Here is a 21,203-nt window from a genome sequence, read left to right as displayed (position 1 = left end):
GGGGCCCGCGGCGTCCGGTGCGGTGCATCGCAAGGCGGAGGGGCGTCCTCGTACTGGGCGTACGTGGACGATCCCGACAACGCGGCGAGGCGCCGTGCCAGACGCCGCGGGCCGGACGGGACTTTCGAAACACGCCCTAGGGCCTGGGACTCGTTCCCGTACGTCCGGTACGAGGACGATCCTCCGCCTCGCGATCGCACGCGTCGGACAACGCCGCACGGCCCGGCCCCGTCCGGACGACGGCAGTTCGACGACCGGTCCTGGCGCCGTGACCAGCAAACGTGGCCGGGAGGGCGCCAGTGCCTCACCCGGTCGAGCCAGTCGCCCCAAGGGCTGTCCCGGACAGCCCTTGGCGCACCAGGGAGCCGCCATGCCGTTGTCGACCGGTCACGCCGCTCGACTCGCCCTCGCCGTACTGCTGTTCACCCTCGCCACGGTCCCGGCGGCCGGGGCGGAACCCCGCACACCGGCCGCGCCGCCGGGCGCCGCCGCCTGGACGGCGCGGCCCGTGGCGGGCGGCCCCGGGAAGAGCGCGGGCAGGTCGTACTTCTACCTGGAGGGGGCGCCCGGAGCCGTCCTCCAGGACCGGCTCTCCGTCACCAACCCCGGCACGGCGCCGGTCACCGTACGGCTGCGCGGCGTCGACACCAACCGCGCCGAGGACGGCGGCCGTACGGTACGCGACGGCGGCCAGCCCACCGCCGGGTCCGGGTCCGGGAACGGTGCGAGCGTCGGCGTGGGCGCCTGGCTGCGGACCGCCGCCGCGGAGGTGGTCGTGCCCGCCCGCACCCGCGCCGAGGTGCCGTTCTCCGTCACGGTGCCGACGGGCGCGGCGCCCGGTGACCGCTCCGGTGCGATCGTCGCGGAGAGCGGGGGCCGCTCGGTGGACGTACGGGTGCGACTGCGCGTCGGCGGGTCGAGGTTGGCGGCGCTCACCGTCGAGGACGTCACCGTGTCCGGGAAGGCCGTCCACTACACGCTGGTCAACCGCGGCAACACCCTTCTGGTCCCGCGGATCACCGTGAGCGCCGACGGGGTGTTCGGGCCGCTGCTGCGGCGCGGCACCCGCACGCTGCCGGTGGAGCTGCCGCCCGGACGGCGCGTCACGCTCACCGAACCGTGGCGGGAAGCCCCGGCCCTCGACTCGGTGACGGTACGGCTGCGCGTCACGGCGGCCGGCGGCGCGCACGACGAGGCCTCGGCGCGCGCCCGCTTCGTCTCCTGGGCACCACTGGCCGGCGGGGCGCTGCCGCTCCCGGCCGTCGCTGCGGCGGTGTACGCGTACCGGCGGCGACGCGGGCGCCGGCGTCCGTGGGGCGGGCGGCAGCGCGGAGGCGCACTGGCCCCGGCCCCGTACGAGGACGGTTCGCCCGGACGGCCTCCGGGCGCTCGACGGGCTTGTGACACACGCCGATTGACGAAGACGGGAACGGGAGGGGAATCGTGACCGGACGGGCCGGACCGGCGACACCTGGGGATCACCGGAGGAACGGGCACCGGTGGGGTGCCGTGGCGCTCCTCGCGCTGCTTCCCGTCCTGCTGGTGCTCCCCACGGCTTCCGCGGCGAACGGGGCGGGCGGCAGCGCGGAGGCGAAACCCGCGGTCACCCTCTCCGAGCGACAGGCGGGCAAGGGCGGGGACATCACCGTCAAGGGCAGCGGATGGCGTCCCGGGGCACTGCTGATGATGCTGATCTGCGGCCGGTCCACACCGGAACGCGGTGTGATCGGCGGCACCAACTCCTGTGCCAACGCCGAGGGCCGTGCCGTCACCACCGGGACCGACGGCGGCTTCACCGGGAAGTTGCCGGTGGCCGAGCCGCCCGTGCCCTGTCCGTGCGTGGTGCACGTCGCCACCGTGACCGGTGAACAGGCCGCCGCCGACGCCGTGTTCGTCGTGGCCGGGCACCCGGTCGCCGCGCTGCCGAAGGAGACCGGCGGCAGGCTCGCGGTGCTGGCCGCCACCCGGCTGGAGGGTGACAGCGGAATCCTCACGTGGTTCGGCGCACCGCCCGCCCGGCGCCTGGTCTTCACCGTGGGCAACCTCGGCACCGCCCCGGTCGAGAACCCGGTCTTCCGGATCGGCACCACGCACGGCGTGTTCGCCCCCGAGTGGGAGGAACGGGAGTGGCGCGGCACCGTCGGGCCCGGCCGCAAGGCGCGGGTCGAGCTGCCGGTCGAACTGGCGGCGGGCGCCCACGGCGACTACCAGATCTCGCTGGAGTACGGCGGCAAGGTGCTGGCGGAGCAGCCGTGGGGGGTCGGCCGCCCCTGGGGCGTCACCCTCTTCTGGGGCCTGCTGTGCGTCGTGGTGCCGGCCGCCGTGTTCCGGATCGGCATGGCGATCGTCGACAAGGTACGGCCCCGCCCCTCGCGCGTCCCGGCCCGCTCCCGGCGGCGCCGCCCGGCGCGTACGACCGGCCCTGCCGCCGGCGCACGAGGGCCGCGCCGCGCACCGGGCCCCGCGCCGAACTCTGCGGACGTGCCCGCCTCCGCGCCCGCATCCGCTTCCGACCCCTCGCCCACCACCACGGCGGCGCTGCCGTGGTTCGCACCGGATTCCGCACCGTCAGACAACGCACGGACGACGAAGGGACATTCGTGAGTACGCAACGGAGAACGGTCGCGGCGGGAGTCGCGATGATGCTCGGCGGCGCGGGCATGCTGATGGCCGCGGGTCCGGCCCGGGCCGCCGACATTTCATATCAGACGAAGTGCATACCCCCGGCCATCTCCGGCCTGCCGCCCGTGCAGGGCACCACCGTGGTGCAACTGACGGCGCCCGCCGAGGCCAAGGTCGGGGACACCGTCGAGGTGGTGTGGAAGACGGTCCAGGCCGCCTCCAAGAACCCCGACATACTCGACCTGGACAAGGACACGGTCAAACCGACCGGCACCGTCAAGGTGGGCGGCGCGGCCACCGGCACCCTGAACATGGAGGGGCCGCGTCAGAACCCGCCGATCCCGAAGAACAGCGCCATGATCCTGCCCGACATGAAGGGCACGCTGAAGCTGGAGAAGGCCGGTGAGATCACGCTCACCCCGGACGCGTACGACATCAACGTCTCCAAGCCGCTCTCCACTGACACCAAGTGCACCCCCGAGGAGACGGTGCGGCCGGGCGCGACCATCAAGGTCACGGACGGCGGCTCGGGCACCACGGCGGGCGGCACGACGAGCGGTTCCACGAGCGGGACCACCAGTGGCACGACGAGCGGTACGACGAGTGGTTCCACCTCCGGCTCCACCACGGCCGGCGGCACGACGTCCGCAGGGACGTCCTCCGGCACCTCGTCCGGGACGTCCACCGCGGGCGGCTCCGACGGAGGCGGCTCCACCTCGGGCTCCGGGGGCGGCGGCGGCCAGACGGACTTCCCCGGCAAGGAGGTCGCCGTCCAGTTCGCCTGTACGTCTCCCGGCCCCGCCGCCATCTCCTCCAAGGTGACGATCGACGCCAGGAAGAACGGCGGCGGCTACGCGCTGACGGTCAGGACCGCCAAGGGCGTGATGGACAGTCCGGCCGCGCTGCCCGCCGGCGCGCTCAAGCCCTCGATGGACGTCGCCGTCGCGGGCGCGGACAAGGGTTCGGTGAAGGTCACGGGACCCGCCAACGCCGAACCGCTGGAGCAGGGAAAGCCGGTCGACCTGCCGAACATGACCGGTACGTACAAGCCGGGCGCCACCGGGAAGTCCACGCTCGGCCCCGGCACCCTGACCATCGACGTCACCCTGGGCGCCTCGAAGATCAGCATCCCGTGCAAGGTCAAGGGGACGGCGACCCCGTCGCTGGAACTCGACACCACGGCCCAGGAGGGTGGGGTCTCCGGATCGGCCACCTCGGGGTCCGGGGGCTCCACCGGCACCACGTCCGGCGCCGCGGCTTCCGGCGGCGGGCTGGCGGCCACCGGGGCCGAGGACCGGGGCACGCTGCGGGCGATCGGGCTGGTCGCGGGGACGGCGATCCTGCTGGGCGGCGCCGTGTTCACCTTCACCCCGTGGCGCAGGTTGCGCGGCACCAGGTGAACCGCCCCGCGCGGCACCGGGCGTGACCGCGCGCCGGACATGCCCCGGCCTGCCGGCCGCGGCTTTCCGGCGGGCGGACACGACCGTGTCGTACGTCGTACGCGCACCGCGGCGGCGTACGACGCGAGGGCCGTCGCACCGGCATCAGCGGTGCGACGGCCCTCGTCGTGGAGCCGTGCGGTCGTGGTGTCAGCGCACGTCGCCCATGAGCTGCGAGACCTTCTTGCGGTACATCCAGATGGAGATTCCCGCGACGAGCGCGAGGGTCGCCTCCATACCCACCATGCCGGTCCTGTTCAGGTTGACGCCCGCCAGGGACAGCAGGCTGGTGGTGCAGTCGCCCGCGGTGACGGCGAGGAACCAGACCCCCATCATCTGGCTGCCGTACTTCGCCGGGGCCATCTTCGTGGTGACCGACAGGCCGACCGGGGAGAGGCAGAGCTCACCGACGGTCTGCAGGAAGTAGATCGACACCAGCCACATCGGGCTGACCTTGTCGCCGTCCGACGTCATGGTCAGCGGCAGCATGAAGACGAGGAAGGAGACACCGACCAGGAAGAGACCCGAGCCGAACTTGACGACCGTGCTCGGCTCCTTGCCCCGCCGGTTCAGCGCCAGCCATATCCAGGCGACGACCGGGGCCAGCGCCATGATGATGACGGGGTTGATCGTCTGGTACCAGGACGTCGGGAAGTGCAGCCCCAGCACGCTGTTGGTCGTGGACGACTCACCGAAGAGCGAGAGGGTGGAACCGCCCTGGTCGTAGATCATCCAGAACACGGCCGCGGCGACGAAGAACCAGATGTACCCGGACATCTTCGACTGCTCGGTCTTCGACAGCTCCCGGTCGCGCTTGATCCGCACCAGCACGGCGACCGGGATGATCAGACCGGCGACGGTGATCGGGACGAGCGCCCAGTTCAGCGTGTACACATCGGTGGCGATCAGCACGCCGTAGAAGACGACGGCGGCGACCAGCCACAGCAGGCCCTTGCGCAGCGTCGAAGCCCGCTCCGCGGCCGACAGCGGCTTCGGCACGACGCTGCTGCGGGGGTCCAGGTGGCGCGTACCGATGAGGAACTGGATCAGGCCCAGCGACATGCCGACCGCGGCGAGGGCGAACCCGAGGTGCCAGTTCACCTTCTCGCCGACCGTGCCGATGATCAGTGGCGCGGCGAAGGCACCGAGGTTGATGCCCATGTAGAAGACGGTGAAGCCGCCGTCGCGGCGCGGGTCGTCGGGGCCGTCGTAGAGGTGGCCGACCATCGTCGAGATGTTGGCCTTCAGCAGACCGGAGCCGAGCGCCACCAGCGCCAGACCGGCGAAGAACGAACCGGAACCCGGCAGGGCCAGAGTGAGATGTCCCACCATGATGACCGAGGCCGCGACGGTCACCGTCCTGCGCGGCCCCCAGACCCGGTCGCCGAACCAGCCGCCGGGCATGGCGAGCAGGTACACCATCGCCATGTAGATGGAGTAGATCGCGGTGGCCGTGGTCACGTTCATGTCCAGGCCGGAGCCGGAGACCAGATACAGCGGAAGCAGGGCCCGCATGCCGTAGAAGCTGAAGCGCTCCCACATCTCGGTCATGAAGAGAGTGGCCAGGCCGCGGGGGTGGCCGAAGAAGGTCTTCTCGGATCCAGAAGTACTGGCCGGGTCCTTCGTCAGGCTGGACGCCATGGTCGATCCTTGCGTGCTCGGGACGCGACGCCTCGTGAGCGTGACGCGCCCGGTGGGGGGAGGCCGGCACCGACCCGGCCGAGAGTCCCACCCCACGCCTGACAGGGATTCGTCCCGGCGCCGGACTCACCCAGGAGCCGACTGACCGGGACGGGGACCGACCGCATCGGGAGCCACGCCCGGTGCGCATGTGTCGCTCCGGGCCCGGCCACAGGTCATTCACTGAAGTCACGACTGGCGGGGTACCAGCCGGCAGAACAAAAGAGACCCTCGGCGCTAAAAGCTGCCCAAGGGTCCTTGAGTCGTGCAACAGGCGTCGAGCAACCATACGCCACGACAGAGTCCGAAATGAATGGACTTGAGAGATGGATCACAGGTGAAGGCGGGATTGCGCTCTCACATTCGAAGGTTCGCGCTCGCTTTCCGGACCGGCCCGCAGGGCTTTTCGATCACCTCACGACACCTGTCCCACGCGGACTACCATCACTGCATGACCCGTGTACTGCTCGCCGAGGACGACGCATCCATCTCGGAGCCACTGGCCCGCGCCCTGCGTCGGGAGGGTTACGAGGTCGAGGTCCGTGAGGACGGTCCGACCGCATTCGACGCCGGTCTCCAGGGCGGGATCGACCTGGTCGTGCTCGACCTGGGCCTGCCCGGGATGGACGGCCTCGAAGTCGCCCGCAGACTCCGTGCCGAGGGCCACACCGTGCCGATCCTGGTGCTGACCGCCCGCGCCGACGAGGTGGACACCGTCGTCGGACTGGACGCCGGCGCCGACGACTACGTGACCAAGCCCTTCCGCCTGGCCGAACTGCTCGCCCGCGTCCGGGCCCTGCTGCGCCGCGGCGCGGCCGAGCCCGCGTCGCAGCCCGCCACCCACGGCGTCCGGATCGACGTCGAGTCGCACCGGGCGTGGATGGGCGACGATGAACTCCAGCTCACGGCCAAGGAGTTCGACCTGTTGCGGGTCCTGGTCCGCGACGCCGGCCGGGTCGTCACCCGCGACCAGCTGATGCGCGAGGTCTGGGACACCACCTGGTGGTCGTCGACCAAGACCCTCGACATGCACATCTCCTGGCTCCGCAAGAAGCTCGGCGACGACGCGGCCAACCCCCGCTACATCGCGACCGTACGGGGCGTCGGCTTCCGCTTCGAGAAGAGCTGACGCGGGGCGGGGCTGACGCGGGGCGAGCCGACTCGCGACCAGCCGACCCACGACGAGCCGAACCACAGAGGCCCCCATGCGACGAAGACTGATCAACTCCACACTCGCCGTGGTGCTCGTGGTGATCGCCGTCTTCGGCGTCTCCCTCGTCATCGTCGAGAGCCGCACCATCAGCAACAGCGCCCAGGAGAGCGTCGACTCCGAGGCGCTACGGCTGATCAGCGTCGTCGAGAGCCGGATACTGGGGGCCGAGCGGATCAACCCCGAGCTGCTGAGCCAGCAGCTCTCCGGCAACCGCTACGCACTGGTCGACATCCCCGGCCGCGCCCCGATCGAAGTGGGCACCCGCCCGGCGGGCAGCGTGATCAGCGGCAAGGCCGAGGGGGCGCACGGCGAGCGCGTCGTCGTCGAGGAGTCCAGCTCCGCCGTCACCCGTGAGGTCGGCCGCACCCTGGTGATCATCGGGGCGGTGGCGCTGCTGGCCATCGTGTCGGCCGTGCTCCTCGCGGTACGCCAGGCCAACAGGCTGGCCTCGCCGCTGACCGATCTCGCGGAGACCGCCGAGCGCCTGGGCTCCGGCGACCCGCGCCCGCGCCACAAGCGGTACGGGGTACCGGAGCTGGACCGGGTCGCCGACGTCCTGGACGCCTCGGCCGAACGGATCGCCCGGATGCTGACGGCGGAACGCCGGCTGGCGGCGGACGCCTCGCACCAGCTCCGTACACCGCTGACCGCGCTCTCCATGCGGATCGAGGAGATCTCCGTCACCGACGACCCGGAGACGGTGAAGGAGGAGGCGAACATCGCCCTCACCCAGGTCGAGCGGCTCACCGACGTGGTGGAACGGCTGCTGACCAACGCCCGCGACCCGCGTACCGGCTCCGCCGTCGTCTTCGACCTCGACGAGGTCGTCAAGCAGCAGATCGAGGAGTGGCGCCCGGCCTACCGGGGCGAGGGCCGGGCCATCGTCCGGTCCGGGAAGAAGGGGCTGCGGGCCGTCGGCACCCCCGGCGCGGTCGCCCAGGTGCTGGCCGCGCTGATCGAGAACTCGCTGATGCACGGCCGTGGCACGGTCGCGCTGCGCACCCGCGTCACCGGCAACCAGGTGGTCATCGAGGTCACGGACGAGGGCCCGGGCGTACCGCCCGACCTGGGCGCCCGGATATTCGAGCGGACGATCAGCGGCCGCAACTCCACCGGGATCGGCCTCGCCGTGGCACGGGACCTCGCGGAGGCGGACGGCGGACGGCTCGAACTGCTCCAGCAGCAGCCGCCGGTCTTCGCGCTGTTCCTCAGCCGGGTGGCCCTGAAGCGGCAGGAGCCGGAACGCCCCGTGCGCTGAGCCGTACGAAGGGGCTGAACCGCACGAAGAGGGCTGAGCCGTATGCAGAGGTCGGCGACGTGGGAGGAGGCCGGCGGCGTACCGGCTCCGCGATGTCAGCGGCGTACCGACTCCGCCTCGCCGCGCGACGCCCGCTCGCTGCGTCGTTCCTGTTTCAGGAAACCCTCCAGGGCCTCCGCCGCCGGCGCGGGGCCGGCGGGCTCCGGCGCGGGGAGAGCCTTGAAGACCCACGTCCGGTAGGACCAGAAGCGGAACAGCGTCGCGATGCCGATGCCGAGGATCTTGAAGACATTGCTCTGCAGCGGGGTGTCCCAGCCGAAGCCGTACGTCGCCACGTACAGCACACCGTTCTCGATGACCGCGCCCACGCCGCTGAACAGCAGGAACAGCGTCAGTTCCCGGGTCCGGCCGGTCTTGTCGCGGTCGCGGTACGTCCAGTAGCGGAAGCCCACGTAGTTGAAGAGGATGGCGATGAACGTGGCCAGCATTCCGGCCCGCACCACTTGGAGGTCCGTGGTGCGCCACAGCAGGTTCGACACCGCGATGTTGACCACCAGGCCGAGCGCGCCGACCGTGCCGAACTTGGCGACTTCCCGGGCCAGCTGATCCAGCCGGGCTCGTAGTGCGCCCCGTTCGCTCATGGTGATCGCTCAGCCCGTCTGTCGGTTACGTCAACCCGGTCATGCTAGCGACCCCTTTCGCGGGGCGCCCGGGGATGCGCGGACAGAAGTGGCCGGACGGGCACGGGGACGGGTGGCGACGGGCAGGGAGAGGAACGACGACAGGCGGGCGAATGGACGGTGACGCACGCGGGGACGGATGTGGGGACGAACACACGGGACGGGTGGGGACGAGTTCGACGGGGGAGCGGCGGGCCCCGGCCCGCCGGGCGCGCGGAGGCCGTCGTCGGGCGACCGCCGGGGCGCCGGATACCCTGGACGGGTGACGTTCCCGGTAGTCGGCATGGTCGGCGGCGGTCAGCTCGCCCGTATGACCCACGAGGCGGGCATCCCCCTCGGCATCAAGTTCAAGCTCCTCAGCGACACCCCCCAGGACTCGGCGGCCCAGGTGGTGAACGAAGTCGTCGTCGGCGACTATCGCGACCTGGACACGCTGCGTGCCTTCGCGCGCGGCTGTGACGTGATCACCTTCGATCATGAGCACGTACCGACCGAACACCTGCGGGCCCTGGAGGCGGACGGCATACCCGTGCGTCCGGGCCCCGACGCGCTGGTGCACGCCCAGGACAAGGGGGTGATGCGCGCGAAGCTGGACGCGATCGGCGCGCCCTGCCCCCGCCACCGCATCGTGACGGACCCGGCGGACGCCGCGGCGTTCGCGGCCGAACTCGAAGGGGGCGGGCACGAGGCGCGCTCCGGCGAGGACGGCGGCGGACGACGGGCGGGCGGCTTCCCCATCGTCCTCAAGACCGTGCGCGGCGGCTACGACGGCAAGGGCGTCTGGGTGGTCCGCTCCGAGGCCGAGGCGGCCGAGCCCTTCCGGGCCGGGGTCCCGGTCCTCGCCGAGGAGAAGGTCGACTTCGTACGGGAACTGGCGGCCGACATCGTCCGCTCGCCGCACGGCCAGGCCGTCGCCTACCCGGTCGTCGAGTCGATCCAGGTCGACGGCGTCTGCGACACGGTCATCGCCCCGGCGCCCGAGCTGGACGAGCGGCTGGCCGGCGAGGCCCAGCAGCTCGCGCTCCGGATCGCCGCCGAACTCGGCGTCGTCGGTCATCTGGCCGTCGAACTCTTCGAGACGCGTGACGGCCGCATCCTCGTCAACGAGCTCGCGATGCGCCCGCACAACTCCGGCCACTGGACCCAGGACGGCGCGATCACCTCGCAGTTCGCCAACCACGTGCGGGCCGTCCTCGACCTGCCGCTCGGCGACCCGCGCCCCCGCGCCCCCTGGACGGTCATGTGCAACGTCCTCGGCGGCGACTACCCGGACATGTATCAGGGCTACCTGCACTGCATGGCCCGCGACCCGCAGCTCAAGATCCACATGTACGGCAAGGACGTGAAGCCCGGCCGCAAGGTCGGACACGTCAACACCTACGGCGACGACCTGGCGGACGTGCGCGAGCGCGCCCGGCACGCGGCCGACTACCTGCGAGGAACGATCACCGAATGACCCCTCCCGCCACCACCGCGCCGGTCGTCGGCATCGTCATGGGCTCGGACTCCGACTGGCCCGTCATGGAGGCCGCGGCCAAGGCCCTCGACGAGTTCGAGATCCCCTACGAGGTCGATGTCGTCTCCGCCCACCGCATGCCGCGCGAGATGGTCGCATACGGCGAGGAGGCGGCCGACCGGGGCCTCAAGGCGATCATCGCGGGCGCGGGCGGCGCCGCCCACCTGCCCGGGATGCTCGCCTCCGTCACCCCGCTGCCGGTGATCGGGGTGCCGGTCCCGCTGAAGTACCTGGACGGCATGGACAGCCTGCTCTCCATCGTCCAGATGCCCGCCGGTGTCCCCGTCGCGACCGTCTCCGTCGGCGGCGCGCGCAACGCGGGCCTGCTCGCCGCGCGCATCCTCGCCGCCCACGACGCCGACCTGCTGGCCCGCATGCGCGAGTTCCAGCAGGAGCTGAACGACCAGGCGACGGAGAAGGGCAAGCGGCTGCGCGCCAAGGTCGAGGGCTCCGACTCCTTCGGCTTCGGGAAGTAGCCTGCCGCGGAGCGGTCGCAGGGCACGGAGAACAGCGGAGCACAGAGGAACAGCGAGCGCAGAGAAGCCGCGGCTCGGGGAGCGGCGGTTCGGGGAGGAGCCGATCGTGGAAGAGCTGATCGTGGAGGGGCCTCGGCCCGACGAACGGCAGCTGGAACGGGCGAGGGAACTCCTCGCCGAGCACCCCGTCGTCGACGGACACAACGACCTGCCATGGGCGCTGCGCGAGCAGGTCCGTTACGACCTGGACGCCCGGGACATCGCCACCGACCAGTCCGCCCACCTGCACACCGACATCCCCCGGCTGCGCGCCGGGGGCGTCGGCGCCCAGTTCTGGTCGGTCTACGTACAGTCCGACATGGCGGGCGACGAGGCCGTCAGCGCCACCCTCGAACAGATCGACGTGGTCGCCGAGCTGCTGGCCCGCCACCCCGCCGACCTGCGGCGCGCCCTGACCGCCGACGACATGGAGGCGGCCCGGACCGAGGGCCGCATCGCCTCCCTGATGGGTGCGGAGGGCGGCCACTCCATCAACAACTCGCTCGGCACCCTGCGGGGGCTGTACGCGCTCGGCGTCCGGTACATGACGCTCACCCACAACGACAACATCGCGTGGGCGGACTCGGCGACCGACGAACCGGGCGTCGGCGGTCTCTCGCCGTTCGGCCACGAGGTCGTACGGGAGATGAACCGCACCGGCATGCTCGTCGATCTCTCGCACGTGGCGGCCACGACCATGCGCGACGCGCTCGACACCTCCGTGGCGCCGGTGATGTTCTCGCACTCCTCCTCGCGCGCGATCTGCGACCACCCGCGCAACATCCCCGACGACGTGCTCGAACGGCTCCCGGCCAACGGCGGCATCGCCATGGCCACCTTCGTGCCGAAGTTCGTCCTGCCGGAGGCCGTCGCCTGGACCGAGGCCGCGGACGCGAACCTGCGCGCCCACGGTCTGCACCATCTCGACACCAGTGCGCGGGCCATGGAGCTCCACGCCGCGTTCGAGGCGGCCAACCCGCGCCCGGTGGCCACCGCGGCGACCGTCGCCGACCACCTCGACCACATGCGCGAGGTCGCCGGGATCGACCACATCGGTATCGGCGGCGACTACGACGGCACGGCCTTCCTCCCAAACGGCCTCCAGGACGTCTCCGGCTACCCGAACCTGATCGCGGAACTGCTCGGCCGCGGCTGGTCCACCGCCGACCTCGCCAAGCTCACCTGGCGGAACGCGGTGCGGGTCCTGCGCGACGCCGAGGCCGTGGCGCGCGACCTGAGCGCCCGCCGGGGCCCGTCGCACGCGACCATCGAGCAGCTGGACACACCGGCCCAGGCCGGCTGAGCGGCCGGAACCGTCGAGTGCGGGGCGCCTCTGCGGGGCGCCCCGCACTCCGTCGTTCAGGCCCGGGCCGTTGTTCAGGCTCCGGGCCGTCGTTCAGGCCCGGGCCTCGGGCCGTGCACCTCGCGCGGGCGGTGCGCCGTGCGGACGGTCAGCCCCTGCACAGACAGAACGGGTGCCCCACGGGATCCGCGTAAACGCGGAAGCTTCGATTCCGGTCCTCCGTGTCCAGCGCGGTCGCACCCAGGGCGAGCACCTCACGCTCCGCCGTGTCCAGATCCGGCACGGTCAGGTCCAGGTGGAACTGCTGCGCACCGTCCTCACCCGGCCACTGCGGCGGCACGTGCCCCGGCGCCGCCTGGAACGCGAGCAGCGCGCCCCCGGTCCCGGTCAGCTCCACCCAGCCGTCGCCGTCGTCCTCGACCGTTCCGCCGAGCAGCCCGGCGTAGAAGCCCGCGAGCGCGACGGGGTCGGGGCAGTCCAGAACGACGGCACCCAGAGTGGCGACAGCCATGACACTTCCTCCTCGTAAGCGGTTCGGCACCGCTGAAAGCGGCGGGTCACCATCGATCGTTACCGCTAAAGCGGCTCAACCGGTAACCGTTACTGCATGCTGCCCCAGCGGAGGTAACGTCGCAACCATGAAAGCGAAGGATTCCGCACCGTGAGCGCGAAGAACGCCGCGCCCGGCGGACTCGCGCTGATCGAGGTCCTGGTCAACACGCTGGACATCGAGACCGGTGCGGACACGCTCGACACGGCGGAGGGGCGCGCCGCCTTCGGCCTCGTGGACGCGGACGTCCCGGACGTCCGCGTCTTGCGCGAGGCGCTTCGCGCCGTCTGTCTCGCCCATGCGGGCCATCGCCCGGCCGAGGACGCGGAAGTCCCCGAACTCGACCGCCTCCTCGCCGCCGCGCCCCTGCGCGTGACGGTGGACGCGGCGGGCACGGCGGCGCTGCGGCCCGTCGAGGAACCGGCCGGGCTGACCGCCCGGGTCGCGCGGGCCATCGCGGAGGCGGTGGCCGACGGCACCTGGGCCCGGCTCAAGGTGTGCGAGGCCGATGACTGCCGGTGGGCGTACTACGACCGCAGCCCGGCGGGGCGGCGGCGCTGGTGCTCCATGTCGGTGTGCGGCGCCCGCGCCAAGATGCGCGCCTATCGCGCCAGACAGGGCTGAGAGCCCGTCCCGGCGGCCCGGACACCGCCGTCGGGCGGCGGCCGGGCGTCATGCGGCACGGGGCCGTGCGGGGGAGGGCCGTAGCCGTGAAAGGGAGGAGTCGTACGGCGGAGAAGCCGTACGGCCCGGCGGTCAGGCCGTCGGGCGTCCCATCGCCCGGTAGGCCCAGCCAGCGCCGCGCCACAGCTCGCCGTCGAGCGCGTTGCGGCCGTCCAGGATGATCCGGCGCGACGCGACCTCCCCGAGCGCCGCCGGGTCCAGCTCGCGGAACTCCCGCCACTCCGTCAGGTGCAGCACCACGTCCGCGCCGCGCACCGCGTCCAGCGCCGAGTCCGCGTAACCGAGGGTGGGGAAGAGCCGCCGGGCGTTCTCCATGCCCTTCGGGTCGAAGACCGTGACCTGGCCGCCCTGGAGGTGGATCTGTCCGGCCACGTTCAGCGCCGGCGAGTCCCGTACGTCGTCCGAGTCCGGCTTGAACGTCGCGCCCAGCACCGCCACCCGCCTGCCGAGGAACGAGTCGCCGCCCACGGCCTCCCGGGCCAGCTCCACCATGTGACCGCGGCGGCGCATGTTGATCGAGTCGACCTCACGCAGGAAGGTCAGCGCCTGGTCCGCGCCCAGCTCACCGGCGCGCGCCATGAACGCGCGGATGTCCTTGGGCAGGCAGCCGCCGCCGAACCCGATCCCGGCCCGCAGGAACTTGGACCCGATCCGCTCGTCGTGCCCGATGGCCTCGGCCAGCTTCTTCACGTCGCCGTCGGCGGCCTCGCAGACCTCCGCCATGGCATTGATGAACGAGATCTTCGTGGCCAGGAAGGAGTTGGCCGCGGTCTTCACGAGCTCGGCGGTCGGGAAGTCCGTCACGACGAACGGCGAGCCCTCGGCGAGCGGCACCGCGTACACCTCGCGCAGCAGCTTCTCGGACCGCTCGCTCGCCACGCCGACGACGATCCGGTCCGGGTGCAGGGTGTCCTGCACGGCGAAGCCCTCACGCAGGAACTCCGGGTTCCAGGCCAGTTCGGCGTCCGCGCCCGCCGGGGCCAGCTCCGCCAGCCGGGCCGCCAGCCGGGCGGCCGAGCCCACGGGCACGGTCGACTTGCCGACGACCAGGGCGGGCCGGGTCAGATGAGGGGCCAGGGACTCGAAGGCGCTGTCCACGTAGCTCATGTCGCAGGCGTACTCGCCGTGCTTCTGCGGAGTGTTCACACACACGAAGTGCACATCGCCGAAGTCCGCCACGTCCTGCCACGAGGTGGTGAACCGCAGCCGTCCCGTGGACCCCTCGATGCCCGCGACATGCTTGCGGAGCAGCTCCTCCAGCCCCGGCTCGTACATCGGGACCCGGCCGACGCCCAGCATCTCGATCTTCTCCGGCACGACATCGAGGCCGAGGACCTCGAAGCCCAGTTCCGCCATGGCCGCGGCGTGGGTGGCGCCGAGATATCCGGTGCCGATCACAGTGATCCTGAGGGCCATGCGGTGCTCCTGGGAGGTGCGGGCAGACGTGCGGTCGGGACATGCGGTGGAACGTGCGGTGAACGAGCATAGTCGTGCCGCCACAGGCCCCGATTCCGGCCGTCCGCGCAGGTCCCGGGACCCCTGTCGGCAAGGTCACGCACGCATTGCATAGGCCGAGGCGGGCGGCGCGCTCTAAAATTGGGTTACTTAACGGTAGTTAGCTTCTTTGGGGAGTGAGCGCTTTGGCGGGTTCGACCGATTTCGACCTGTACCGTCCGGCCGAGGAGCACGAGATGCTCCGCGAGACGGTGCGTGCGCTCGCCGAGGCGAAGATCGCCCCGCACGCGGCGGCGGTCGACGAGGAGGCGCGCTTTCCGCAGGAGGCCCTGGACGCCCTGACCGGTGCGGACCTGCACGCCGTGCACGTGCCGGAGGAGTACGGCGGCGCGGGCGCCGACGCCCTCGCCACGGTCATCGTGATCGAGGAGGTGGCCCGCGCCTGCGCCTCCTCCTCCCTCATCCCGGCCGTGAACAAGCTGGGCTCGCTCCCGGTGATCCTCTCCGGCTCCGAGGACCTGAAGAAGAAGTACCTGGGCCCGCTCGCCAAGGGCGACGCGATGTTCTCGTACTGCCTCTCCGAGCCCGACGCGGGTTCGGACGCGGCCGGCATGAAGACCCGCGCCGTGCGCGACGGCGACTTCTGGGTGCTCAACGGTGTGAAGCGCTGGATCACCAACGCGGGCGTCTCCGAGTACTACACGGTCATGGCCGTCACCGACCCGACCAAGCGCTCCAAGGGCATCTCCGCCTTCGTCGTCGAGAAGTCGGACGAGGGCGTCTCCTTCGGCGCCCCGGAGAAGAAGCTCGGCATCAAGGGCTCCCCGACCCGCGAGGTCTACTTCGACAACGTCCGCATCCCCGCAGACCGCATGATCGGCGAGGAGGGTACGGGCTTCGCCACCGCGATGAAGACCCTGGACCACACCCGCGTCACCATCGCGGCCCAGGCCCTCGGCATCGCCCAGGGCGCCCTCGACTACGCCAAGGGCTACGTCCAGGAGCGAAAGCAGTTCGGCAAGCCGATCGCCGACTTCCAGGGCGTCCAGTTCATGCTCGCCGACATGGCCATGAAGCTGGAGGCGGCCCGCCAGCTCACCTACTCGGCCGCCGCCAAGTCCGAGCGCGTCGACGGCGACCTCACCTTCTTCGGCGCCGCGGCCAAGTGCTTCGCCTCCGACGTCGCCATGGAGATCACCACGGATGCGGTCCAGCTCCTCGGCGGCTACGGCTACACACGGGACTACCCGGTGGAGCGGATGATGCGCGACGCGAAGATCACCCAGATTTACGAGGGCACGAACCAAGTTCAGCGGATCGTGATGGCGAGGAACCTTCCGTAGCGGGGTTTTCGCAGGTCAGGCCAGCCCCCGGCGTGATGCCGGGGGCTGTTGCCGTCTGCGGGCCACGCGCCCTCCGGCGCCTCAGCGGGGCGTCGGCACCCGGGCGTCGGCCTCGCGGCGACGGCGGCCCGGCCGGGCCGCGGCCGGGAGGGCGGGGAGTCCTCCGGCGGGCCTCGGGTGCGGGCGGCGGATCCGGGTGGTCGGTTCTTCCGTTTCGCCCACCTCGCGGCGACGAACTCGGCACACTGAGTGCATGGTTGATCACTATCAGGAGCATCCGGAGCAGCTCGTCATCAACGTGGAGCACCGCGACGATCCGGTGTCCCTGGTCACCGAGGCGGATGCCTTCGCCGCGTCCCGGGAGTACGCGAAGATCGTGGTCCGCGGGCCGCTTTTCGGTATCGCCGAGCAGCGTCGCGGAGAGCGGCCGCGATGGCGGCTGCTGACGGACATGGACACCGGCTACCCGCAGGACGCCCGTGACGAGCTGAATTCCCATCTCTGGTTCAAGGCCAAGGACGAGACGGACGATCCTCGCGAGAGGCGTCTGCTGCTGGACGCGGTGGCGCGGCTGGAGACCGAGCCGGTGAACGAACTGACCGCAGGGGACACGCGATACCGCGTCGTGCGTGCCGACGAGTTCACCAGGATCGGCGGCGGGCGCCTGGAGCCCCCCAGGCCCACGGACGTGGACTGCGAGGGCTGGGACTTCCGGACGCGCGTCCCCTCCACCACCAAGGGCTTCGTCGTCGACCACGCGGCGGCGGTGGGGCTGACGGAGGGGCTGGACCGGATGGGGCTGTTGCCGTACCAGTACACCTCGGACCGCTTCCCGTCCGATGTGCTGGCCGATTCGCGGCGGGCGCTGCGGACCCATCCGGGGCTGGTGCTGCTGCCGGTCACCTTCCGGGTGATGGAGAAGAAGGGGCATTCCTGGTCGATGGCGTCGGGCCAGCATCCGACCCCGCAGGACGCGCGGCGCTCCTTCGCCCACTACCTCAAAGAAGTCCGGCCGCTGATCGAGGAGTCGGACGAGCAGGAGACCGCCGCGTACGCGCGGGCCGCGGAGGCGTTCATGCGGCAGGTGCGGCCCAATGAGCTGAACGTGCGCGGGCGTTGCTTCCAGGTCGTCCGGATCGAGCGGATGATGCGGATCGGTCCCGCGGGGCCGGAGGGGCCCCGGCGTTCGGACGTCGACATCCAGGAGCCCACCCAGATCCATCCCTACATGGATGAGTCGGGCAACATCGACTACTCGAAGTAGGCCCCGGGCCGGGGGTGACGCGGCCCCCGGCCGGGGAGGCGGCCGGGCCCCGGCGGCGAACCGGTGAACCGGTGTGCCGCCGGGGCCCGTTCGCGTACCGCCCGGTGGTCCCGGGGCGCCGTTCGGCCGCGACCGTTCGCCCGGTCCCGCCGGCTCCCCTCCCCCTCACTTCTCGGAGACGGTGACCTTCTCGTCGTTGTTGAGCTGGTCCACGAGCTGCTTGACCTTGGCCTTGTCCCAGACCAGGTTGCCGCCGGCGGAGCCGGAGATCGGCATGTTCATCGACGTGCCGTCGCCGCCCGTGACGCCCTTCATGGCGAAGAACATCTGCCCCAGGGACCAGACCGACATGTCCTCGTCCACGATCAGGGTGTCCAGGCCGGCGCTCATCGTCGGGTACAGCTTGAACGGGTTGAGGATCGTGGAGGGCGTGGCCGTCTGGCTGGCGAGGGCCGCGAGGAACTTCTGCTGGTTCTTCGTACGCGCCAGGTCCGACTCGGCGAACGCGTACCGGGTGCGGACGAAGGCCAGCGACTGCTCGCCGTTCAGCGTCTGCTTGCCCGCCTCGAAGTCGGCGCCGGACTTCTTGTCCTTGAACGCCTTGGGGATGTCCAGTTCCACGCCGCCGATCGCGTCCACGATGTTGGCGAAGCCGCCGAAGCCGATCTCGACGTAGTGGTCGATGTGCAGGCCGGTGTTGAACTCGACGGTGCGGACGAGGAGTTCGGGGCCGTCCTCGGCGTACGCGGCGTTCAGCTTGGTGAAACGGCCGCGGGCCGGATAGAGCTTGCCGGAGTCGGAGCCCTTGTACGAGGGGATCTCGACGTTCGAGTCGCGCGGCAGCGAGATCAGCGTCGGCCCGTTGGACCCGTCGTGCAGGATCATCATCGAGTCGGTCCGCTTACCCTCGGCGGAGCCGGTGTGCAGGCGCTTCTTGTCCTCGTCCGTCATGCCCGCGCGGCTGTCGGAGCCGACGATCAGGTAGTTGGTGCCGTCGCCCTCCTCCGGCCGCTCGATGACCTTGGAGAGGTCCACCTCGCGGTTGAGCTTGGAGTCGGCCCAGAAGTACGTGCCTATGGAGACCGCGAGCACCACGACGACCAGTGACAGCGCGCCCACCTTGATGCGGCGGCCCCAGTCGGGTGCCGGGCGTCCGTAGCCCTGTCCGCCGTCGCCCCGGCCGCCGCCGGGGCCGTTGCTCCCGCCGCCGTCCCGGCCGCCGCCGTAGACCTGGCCCGTGTTGTAACCGCTGTCGTACCCCGCGCCGTCGGCGTACTGCGGCGGTGCCTGGCGGGGCCGGGGCGGGGCCGGGCGCTGCTGCGGCGGAGCGGGGCGCCGCTGGACGTGGCGCATCACACGGGCGCCTTCGGGCCGGTCGCTTCCGCTTCCCTGCCCGTAGCGGTTGCCGCGGTCACCGCCGCGGTTGTCGTCGGTCCAGCCCTCGGGCCAATCACTCATGCGGTCCAGTGTGCAGGCCGGGTGTGCTCCTCTTACAGGGTGTACGGAAAATCGCACCGGTGCTGTTGCGAAGCTGATGCATTGCCGTCGGCTCGAATGCCCCGCATAAGGTGGACGATATGACAGATCAGTCCCCACGTCCGGAGGGCGGCATTCCCGGCAAGTCGACCGCCGCATCCCGGACCACCCTCAGCCACATCATGACCGGCAACGACACCAACCTGCTGGGCACGGTGCACGGTGGCGTGATCATGAAGCTGGTCGACGACGCGGCGGGCGCCGTGGCCGGACGGCACTCCGGCGGACCCGCGGTGACGGCGTCGATGGACGAGATGGTCTTCCTGGAGCCGGTTCGCGTGGGTGACCTTGTTCACGTCCGTGCCCAGGTGAACTGGACGGGCCGTTCCTCGATGGAGGTCGGCGTCCGGGTCATGGCCGAGCGGTGGAACGAGTCCACCCCCGCCCAGCAGGTCGGCAGCGCGTACCTGGTGTTCGCCGCGGTGGACGCGGACGGCAGGCCACGCCCCGTGCCGCAGGTCATCCCGGAGACCGAGCGGGACAGGAGGCGCTACCAGGAGGCGCAGATCCGGCGCACCCACCGTCTGGCACGGCGTCGCGCGATCAAGGAACTGCGCGAGAAGCGCGCCGCGGACGGCATCGGCGACTGAGCCGTCGACGGGCGGGCGTCCCGTCGGCGGGTCATCGGCGGTGCGGCCTCCTGCCGGCCGGGCCGTCGACGGGCGGGCCCCGGGCGTCCTCGGTTCCCGGCGTGGTCGACCCGCCCCGGTCGGCGCCGGTCCCCCGGGGCGTTCTCGTACCGGCCCCGGGGCCGACCGGCCACGGACGTCACGGGCAGGTCACCTGGTCACCCGTGACCGTGCCGAACTCCCCCCGCTCCGTCTTTTCGGCCCGTACCGGCCGCACCGTGTCGAAGTCCGCGCCCGCCGTCACCTTCAGCGTGGGGCCCTGCCCGGTCACCTCCCGCAGTTCGGCCCCCGGCAGGGCCTCGGCCAGGGACTTCGCGGACCGGTCCCAGCGCGAGTCGTAGGTGATCAGGGTGCGCCGCAGGTCGCGCGAGTCCGCGTTCAGCGGGGTGCGCGAGGTGTCGAAACCGGTGGCGTGCAGCGCGTCGTCGACCGTTCTGCCGAGCCCGTCCTTCGTCGTCCCGTTGTAGACCTGGACCCGGATCCGCTCCGGCGCGACGTCGACCGGAACGGCCTTCGACCGGGGCGCGTCCGGGCGCTCGGGGGCGAGCGGCTTGTCGTCGCGCAGGGCCTGGAACAGCTTGTCCGCCTTCCGCTCGTCCCACTTCACCGTGGAACCGATCCCCTTGACCGGATGGGCGACGTTCTCCAGCGGCACGGAGGCGAACTCGGACGAGGCGGGGGAGAAGCCGCGCATCGCGCTTCCGAGCTCCAGCATCTGTTCCGTACCGAACCCCTTGTCAGCCCGGACCGAGTTCAGCATCGTCGAGGCGGCGTCCCGGAACCTCACCGGGTTCAGCAGCACGCCGCTGCTGGTCGCCTGCTCGATCAGCGAGGCGAGGAACTTCTGCTGGCGCTGCATCCGGCCCAGGTCGGAGGCCCCGTCGACATAGCGGGACCGGACGAACTGGAGCGCCTGTCCGCCATTGAGGTCGTGGGTGCCCGCTGCGAGGTCGAGACCGGTGTACGAGTCCTTCAGCGGCCGGGGCGTGCAGATCCGCACCCCGCCCAGGGTGTCCACGGTCTTCATGAAGCTGGTGAAGTCGACCTCCAGATAGTGGTCGATCTTGACGCCCGTCATGTGCTCCACGGTCCGCACGGTCAGCCCGGGGCCGCCCTCGGCATAGGCGGCGTTCAGCTTCACCGGGTGCGGGGAGTGGGTCCGTCCCGTGGTGAGGTCCTTGTGCTCGGGGACCTCGGCGTAGCTGTCGCGGGGCAGCGAGACGACGCTCGCGCGCTTCTTGTCCGTCGAGAGGTGGACCAGCATCAAGGTGTCGGTGCAGTTGCACGGGGCGCCGCCCAGCCGGTACTTCTTCTTCTCCGCCGGGGTGATCCGGTCACGGCCGTCGGTGCCGACCAGCAGCAGGTTCGTGCCGTGCCCGGCCCGGGGCCGGTTCTTCATGTCCTTGAACGGGTCGATCCGGTCGATCCCGGTCTCCAGACCGGTCACCATCGCGTGGCCGATGCCTCCGGCGCCGAGGACGAGGACCGAGAGACCGGTCACCATCCGCATGCCCCA

Annotated in this window: 18 protein-coding genes; 12 read left to right on the top strand and 6 right to left on the bottom strand. The window is 71.4% G+C overall.

The window, feature by feature from the left end; all coding sequences use genetic code 11:
• Positions 1-370 precede the first annotated feature (370 nt).
• The 3 genes from ACFYXM_RS07595 (at position 371) to ACFYXM_RS07585 (ending at position 4,022) form a co-directional block, all read left to right on the top strand.
• A complete protein-coding gene (locus ACFYXM_RS07595) occupies positions 371-1,447 on the top strand; it encodes a hypothetical protein (protein ID WP_389287804.1) in 1,077 nt (358 codons plus the stop codon).
• Between the two features lie 62 nt (positions 1,448-1,509).
• Positions 1,510-2,604, top strand: coding sequence for a hypothetical protein (locus ACFYXM_RS07590; RefSeq protein ID WP_389287802.1), 1,095 nt, complete (start codon positions 1,510-1,512; stop codon positions 2,602-2,604).
• A 38-nt stretch (positions 2,605-2,642) separates the two neighbouring features.
• Positions 2,643-4,022: a hypothetical protein gene (locus ACFYXM_RS07585; RefSeq protein WP_389288270.1), complete on the top strand. Its 1,380-nt coding sequence runs from the start codon at positions 2,643-2,645 to the stop codon at positions 4,020-4,022.
• A 189-nt stretch (positions 4,023-4,211) separates the two neighbouring features.
• Here the strand turns inward: ACFYXM_RS07585 and ACFYXM_RS07580 are convergent, their stop codons facing one another.
• Positions 4,212-5,702: a peptide MFS transporter gene (locus ACFYXM_RS07580; protein ID WP_389287800.1), complete on the bottom strand. Its 1,491-nt coding sequence runs from the start codon at positions 5,700-5,702 to the stop codon at positions 4,212-4,214.
• 490 nt (positions 5,703-6,192) lie between these two features.
• Here ACFYXM_RS07580 and ACFYXM_RS07575 point away from each other — a divergent pair, with 490 nt between their 5' ends.
• Both ACFYXM_RS07575 and ACFYXM_RS07570 read left to right on the top strand, forming a co-directional pair.
• Entirely contained in the window at positions 6,193-6,870 is a 678-nt protein-coding gene (locus ACFYXM_RS07575) for a response regulator transcription factor (protein ID WP_389287798.1), read from the top strand.
• 76 nt (positions 6,871-6,946) lie between these two features.
• On the top strand, positions 6,947-8,212 hold the full coding sequence (locus tag ACFYXM_RS07570) for an ATP-binding protein (protein WP_389287796.1): 1,266 nt from the start codon (positions 6,947-6,949) through the stop codon (positions 8,210-8,212).
• Positions 8,213-8,307: 95 nt separating this feature from the next.
• Here the strand turns inward: ACFYXM_RS07570 and ACFYXM_RS07565 are convergent, their stop codons facing one another.
• Entirely contained in the window at positions 8,308-8,853 is a 546-nt protein-coding gene (locus tag ACFYXM_RS07565) for a GtrA family protein (protein WP_389287795.1), read from the bottom strand.
• Positions 8,854-9,154: 301 nt separating this feature from the next.
• Here ACFYXM_RS07565 and ACFYXM_RS07560 point away from each other — a divergent pair, with 301 nt between their 5' ends.
• The 3 genes from ACFYXM_RS07560 (at position 9,155) to ACFYXM_RS07550 (ending at position 12,226) form a co-directional block, all read left to right on the top strand.
• Positions 9,155-10,348, top strand: a complete 1,194-nt coding sequence (locus ACFYXM_RS07560) for a 5-(carboxyamino)imidazole ribonucleotide synthase (RefSeq protein ID WP_389287793.1) — start codon at positions 9,155-9,157, stop codon at positions 10,346-10,348.
• Positions 10,345-10,884, top strand: a complete 540-nt coding sequence (gene purE / locus ACFYXM_RS07555) for a 5-(carboxyamino)imidazole ribonucleotide mutase (protein ID WP_389287792.1) — start codon at positions 10,345-10,347, stop codon at positions 10,882-10,884. The genes ACFYXM_RS07560 and purE overlap by 4 nt, the downstream gene beginning before the upstream one ends.
• A 115-nt stretch (positions 10,885-10,999) precedes the next feature.
• The gene (locus tag ACFYXM_RS07550; RefSeq protein WP_389288268.1) at positions 11,000-12,226 is read left to right on the top strand and encodes a dipeptidase; all 1,227 of its coding nucleotides are present in this window, start codon (positions 11,000-11,002) and stop codon (positions 12,224-12,226) included.
• A gap of 148 nt (positions 12,227-12,374) precedes the next feature.
• On the opposite strand, the gene ACFYXM_RS07545 is transcribed toward ACFYXM_RS07550, so the two are convergent.
• Positions 12,375-12,737, bottom strand: a complete 363-nt coding sequence (locus ACFYXM_RS07545; RefSeq protein ID WP_389287791.1) for a VOC family protein — start codon at positions 12,735-12,737, stop codon at positions 12,375-12,377.
• 150 nt (positions 12,738-12,887) lie between these two features.
• On the opposite strand from ACFYXM_RS07545, the gene ACFYXM_RS07540 reads away from it, so the two are divergent.
• A complete protein-coding gene (locus tag ACFYXM_RS07540) occupies positions 12,888-13,400 on the top strand; it encodes a CGNR zinc finger domain-containing protein (protein WP_389287790.1) in 513 nt (170 codons plus the stop codon).
• A gap of 132 nt (positions 13,401-13,532) precedes the next feature.
• On the opposite strand, the gene ACFYXM_RS07535 is transcribed toward ACFYXM_RS07540, so the two are convergent.
• On the bottom strand, positions 13,533-14,876 hold the full coding sequence (locus ACFYXM_RS07535) for a UDP-glucose dehydrogenase family protein (RefSeq protein WP_389287788.1): 1,344 nt from the start codon (positions 14,874-14,876) through the stop codon (positions 13,533-13,535).
• A 224-nt stretch (positions 14,877-15,100) separates the two neighbouring features.
• Between ACFYXM_RS07535 and ACFYXM_RS07530 the strand changes: the two genes are divergently transcribed.
• Positions 15,101-16,258, top strand: coding sequence for an acyl-CoA dehydrogenase (locus tag ACFYXM_RS07530; protein WP_389287786.1), 1,158 nt, complete (start codon positions 15,101-15,103; stop codon positions 16,256-16,258).
• Between the two features lie 253 nt (positions 16,259-16,511).
• Entirely contained in the window at positions 16,512-17,522 is a 1,011-nt protein-coding gene (locus tag ACFYXM_RS07525; RefSeq protein WP_389287784.1) for a DUF5954 family protein, read from the top strand.
• A gap of 165 nt (positions 17,523-17,687) precedes the next feature.
• On the opposite strand, the gene ACFYXM_RS07520 is transcribed toward ACFYXM_RS07525, so the two are convergent.
• Positions 17,688-18,980: an LCP family protein gene (locus ACFYXM_RS07520; RefSeq protein ID WP_389287782.1), complete on the bottom strand. Its 1,293-nt coding sequence runs from the start codon at positions 18,978-18,980 to the stop codon at positions 17,688-17,690.
• Positions 18,981-19,099: 119 nt separating this feature from the next.
• On the opposite strand from ACFYXM_RS07520, the gene ACFYXM_RS07515 reads away from it, so the two are divergent.
• The gene (locus ACFYXM_RS07515; RefSeq protein ID WP_389287780.1) at positions 19,100-19,648 is read left to right on the top strand and encodes an acyl-CoA thioesterase; all 549 of its coding nucleotides are present in this window, start codon (positions 19,100-19,102) and stop codon (positions 19,646-19,648) included.
• Positions 19,649-19,826: 178 nt separating this feature from the next.
• Here ACFYXM_RS07515 and ACFYXM_RS07510 read toward each other — a convergent pair whose 3' ends face one another.
• Positions 19,827-21,197: an LCP family protein gene (locus tag ACFYXM_RS07510; RefSeq protein WP_389287778.1), complete on the bottom strand. Its 1,371-nt coding sequence runs from the start codon at positions 21,195-21,197 to the stop codon at positions 19,827-19,829.
• Between the last annotated feature and the right edge of the window lie 6 nt (positions 21,198-21,203).

Origin of the sequence: Streptomyces sp. NPDC002476 (assembly GCF_042889785.1) — a bacterium.
Lineage (GTDB): Bacteria > Actinomycetota > Actinomycetes > Streptomycetales > Streptomycetaceae > Streptomyces.
The sequence above is the reverse complement of the archived record's forward strand: the minus strand, read 5'-3'. Positions and strand labels throughout refer to the sequence as shown.

Coding starts and splice junctions, on each gene's coding strand:
- ACFYXM_RS07595 (WP_389287804.1), top strand. CDS start 371: ATGCCGTTGTCGACCGGTCACGCCGCTCGACTCGCCCTCGCCGTACTG.
- ACFYXM_RS07585 (WP_389288270.1), top strand. CDS start 2,643: ATGCTCGGCGGCGCGGGCATGCTGATGGCCGCGGGTCCGGCCCGGGCC.
- ACFYXM_RS07580 (WP_389287800.1), bottom strand. CDS start 5,702: ATGGCGTCCAGCCTGACGAAGGACCCGGCCAGTACTTCTGGATCCGAG.
- ACFYXM_RS07575 (WP_389287798.1), top strand. CDS start 6,193: ATGACCCGTGTACTGCTCGCCGAGGACGACGCATCCATCTCGGAGCCA.
- ACFYXM_RS07570 (WP_389287796.1), top strand. CDS start 6,947: ATGCGACGAAGACTGATCAACTCCACACTCGCCGTGGTGCTCGTGGTG.
- ACFYXM_RS07565 (WP_389287795.1), bottom strand. CDS start 8,853: ATGAGCGAACGGGGCGCACTACGAGCCCGGCTGGATCAGCTGGCCCGG.
- purE (WP_389287792.1), top strand. CDS start 10,345: ATGACCCCTCCCGCCACCACCGCGCCGGTCGTCGGCATCGTCATGGGC.
- ACFYXM_RS07545 (WP_389287791.1), bottom strand. CDS start 12,737: ATGGCTGTCGCCACTCTGGGTGCCGTCGTTCTGGACTGCCCCGACCCC.
- ACFYXM_RS07535 (WP_389287788.1), bottom strand. CDS start 14,876: ATGGCCCTCAGGATCACTGTGATCGGCACCGGATATCTCGGCGCCACC.
- ACFYXM_RS07525 (WP_389287784.1), top strand. CDS start 16,512: ATGGTTGATCACTATCAGGAGCATCCGGAGCAGCTCGTCATCAACGTG.
- ACFYXM_RS07520 (WP_389287782.1), bottom strand. CDS start 18,980: ATGAGTGATTGGCCCGAGGGCTGGACCGACGACAACCGCGGCGGTGAC.
- ACFYXM_RS07515 (WP_389287780.1), top strand. CDS start 19,100: ATGACAGATCAGTCCCCACGTCCGGAGGGCGGCATTCCCGGCAAGTCG.
- ACFYXM_RS07510 (WP_389287778.1), bottom strand. CDS start 21,197: ATGCGGATGGTGACCGGTCTCTCGGTCCTCGTCCTCGGCGCCGGAGGC.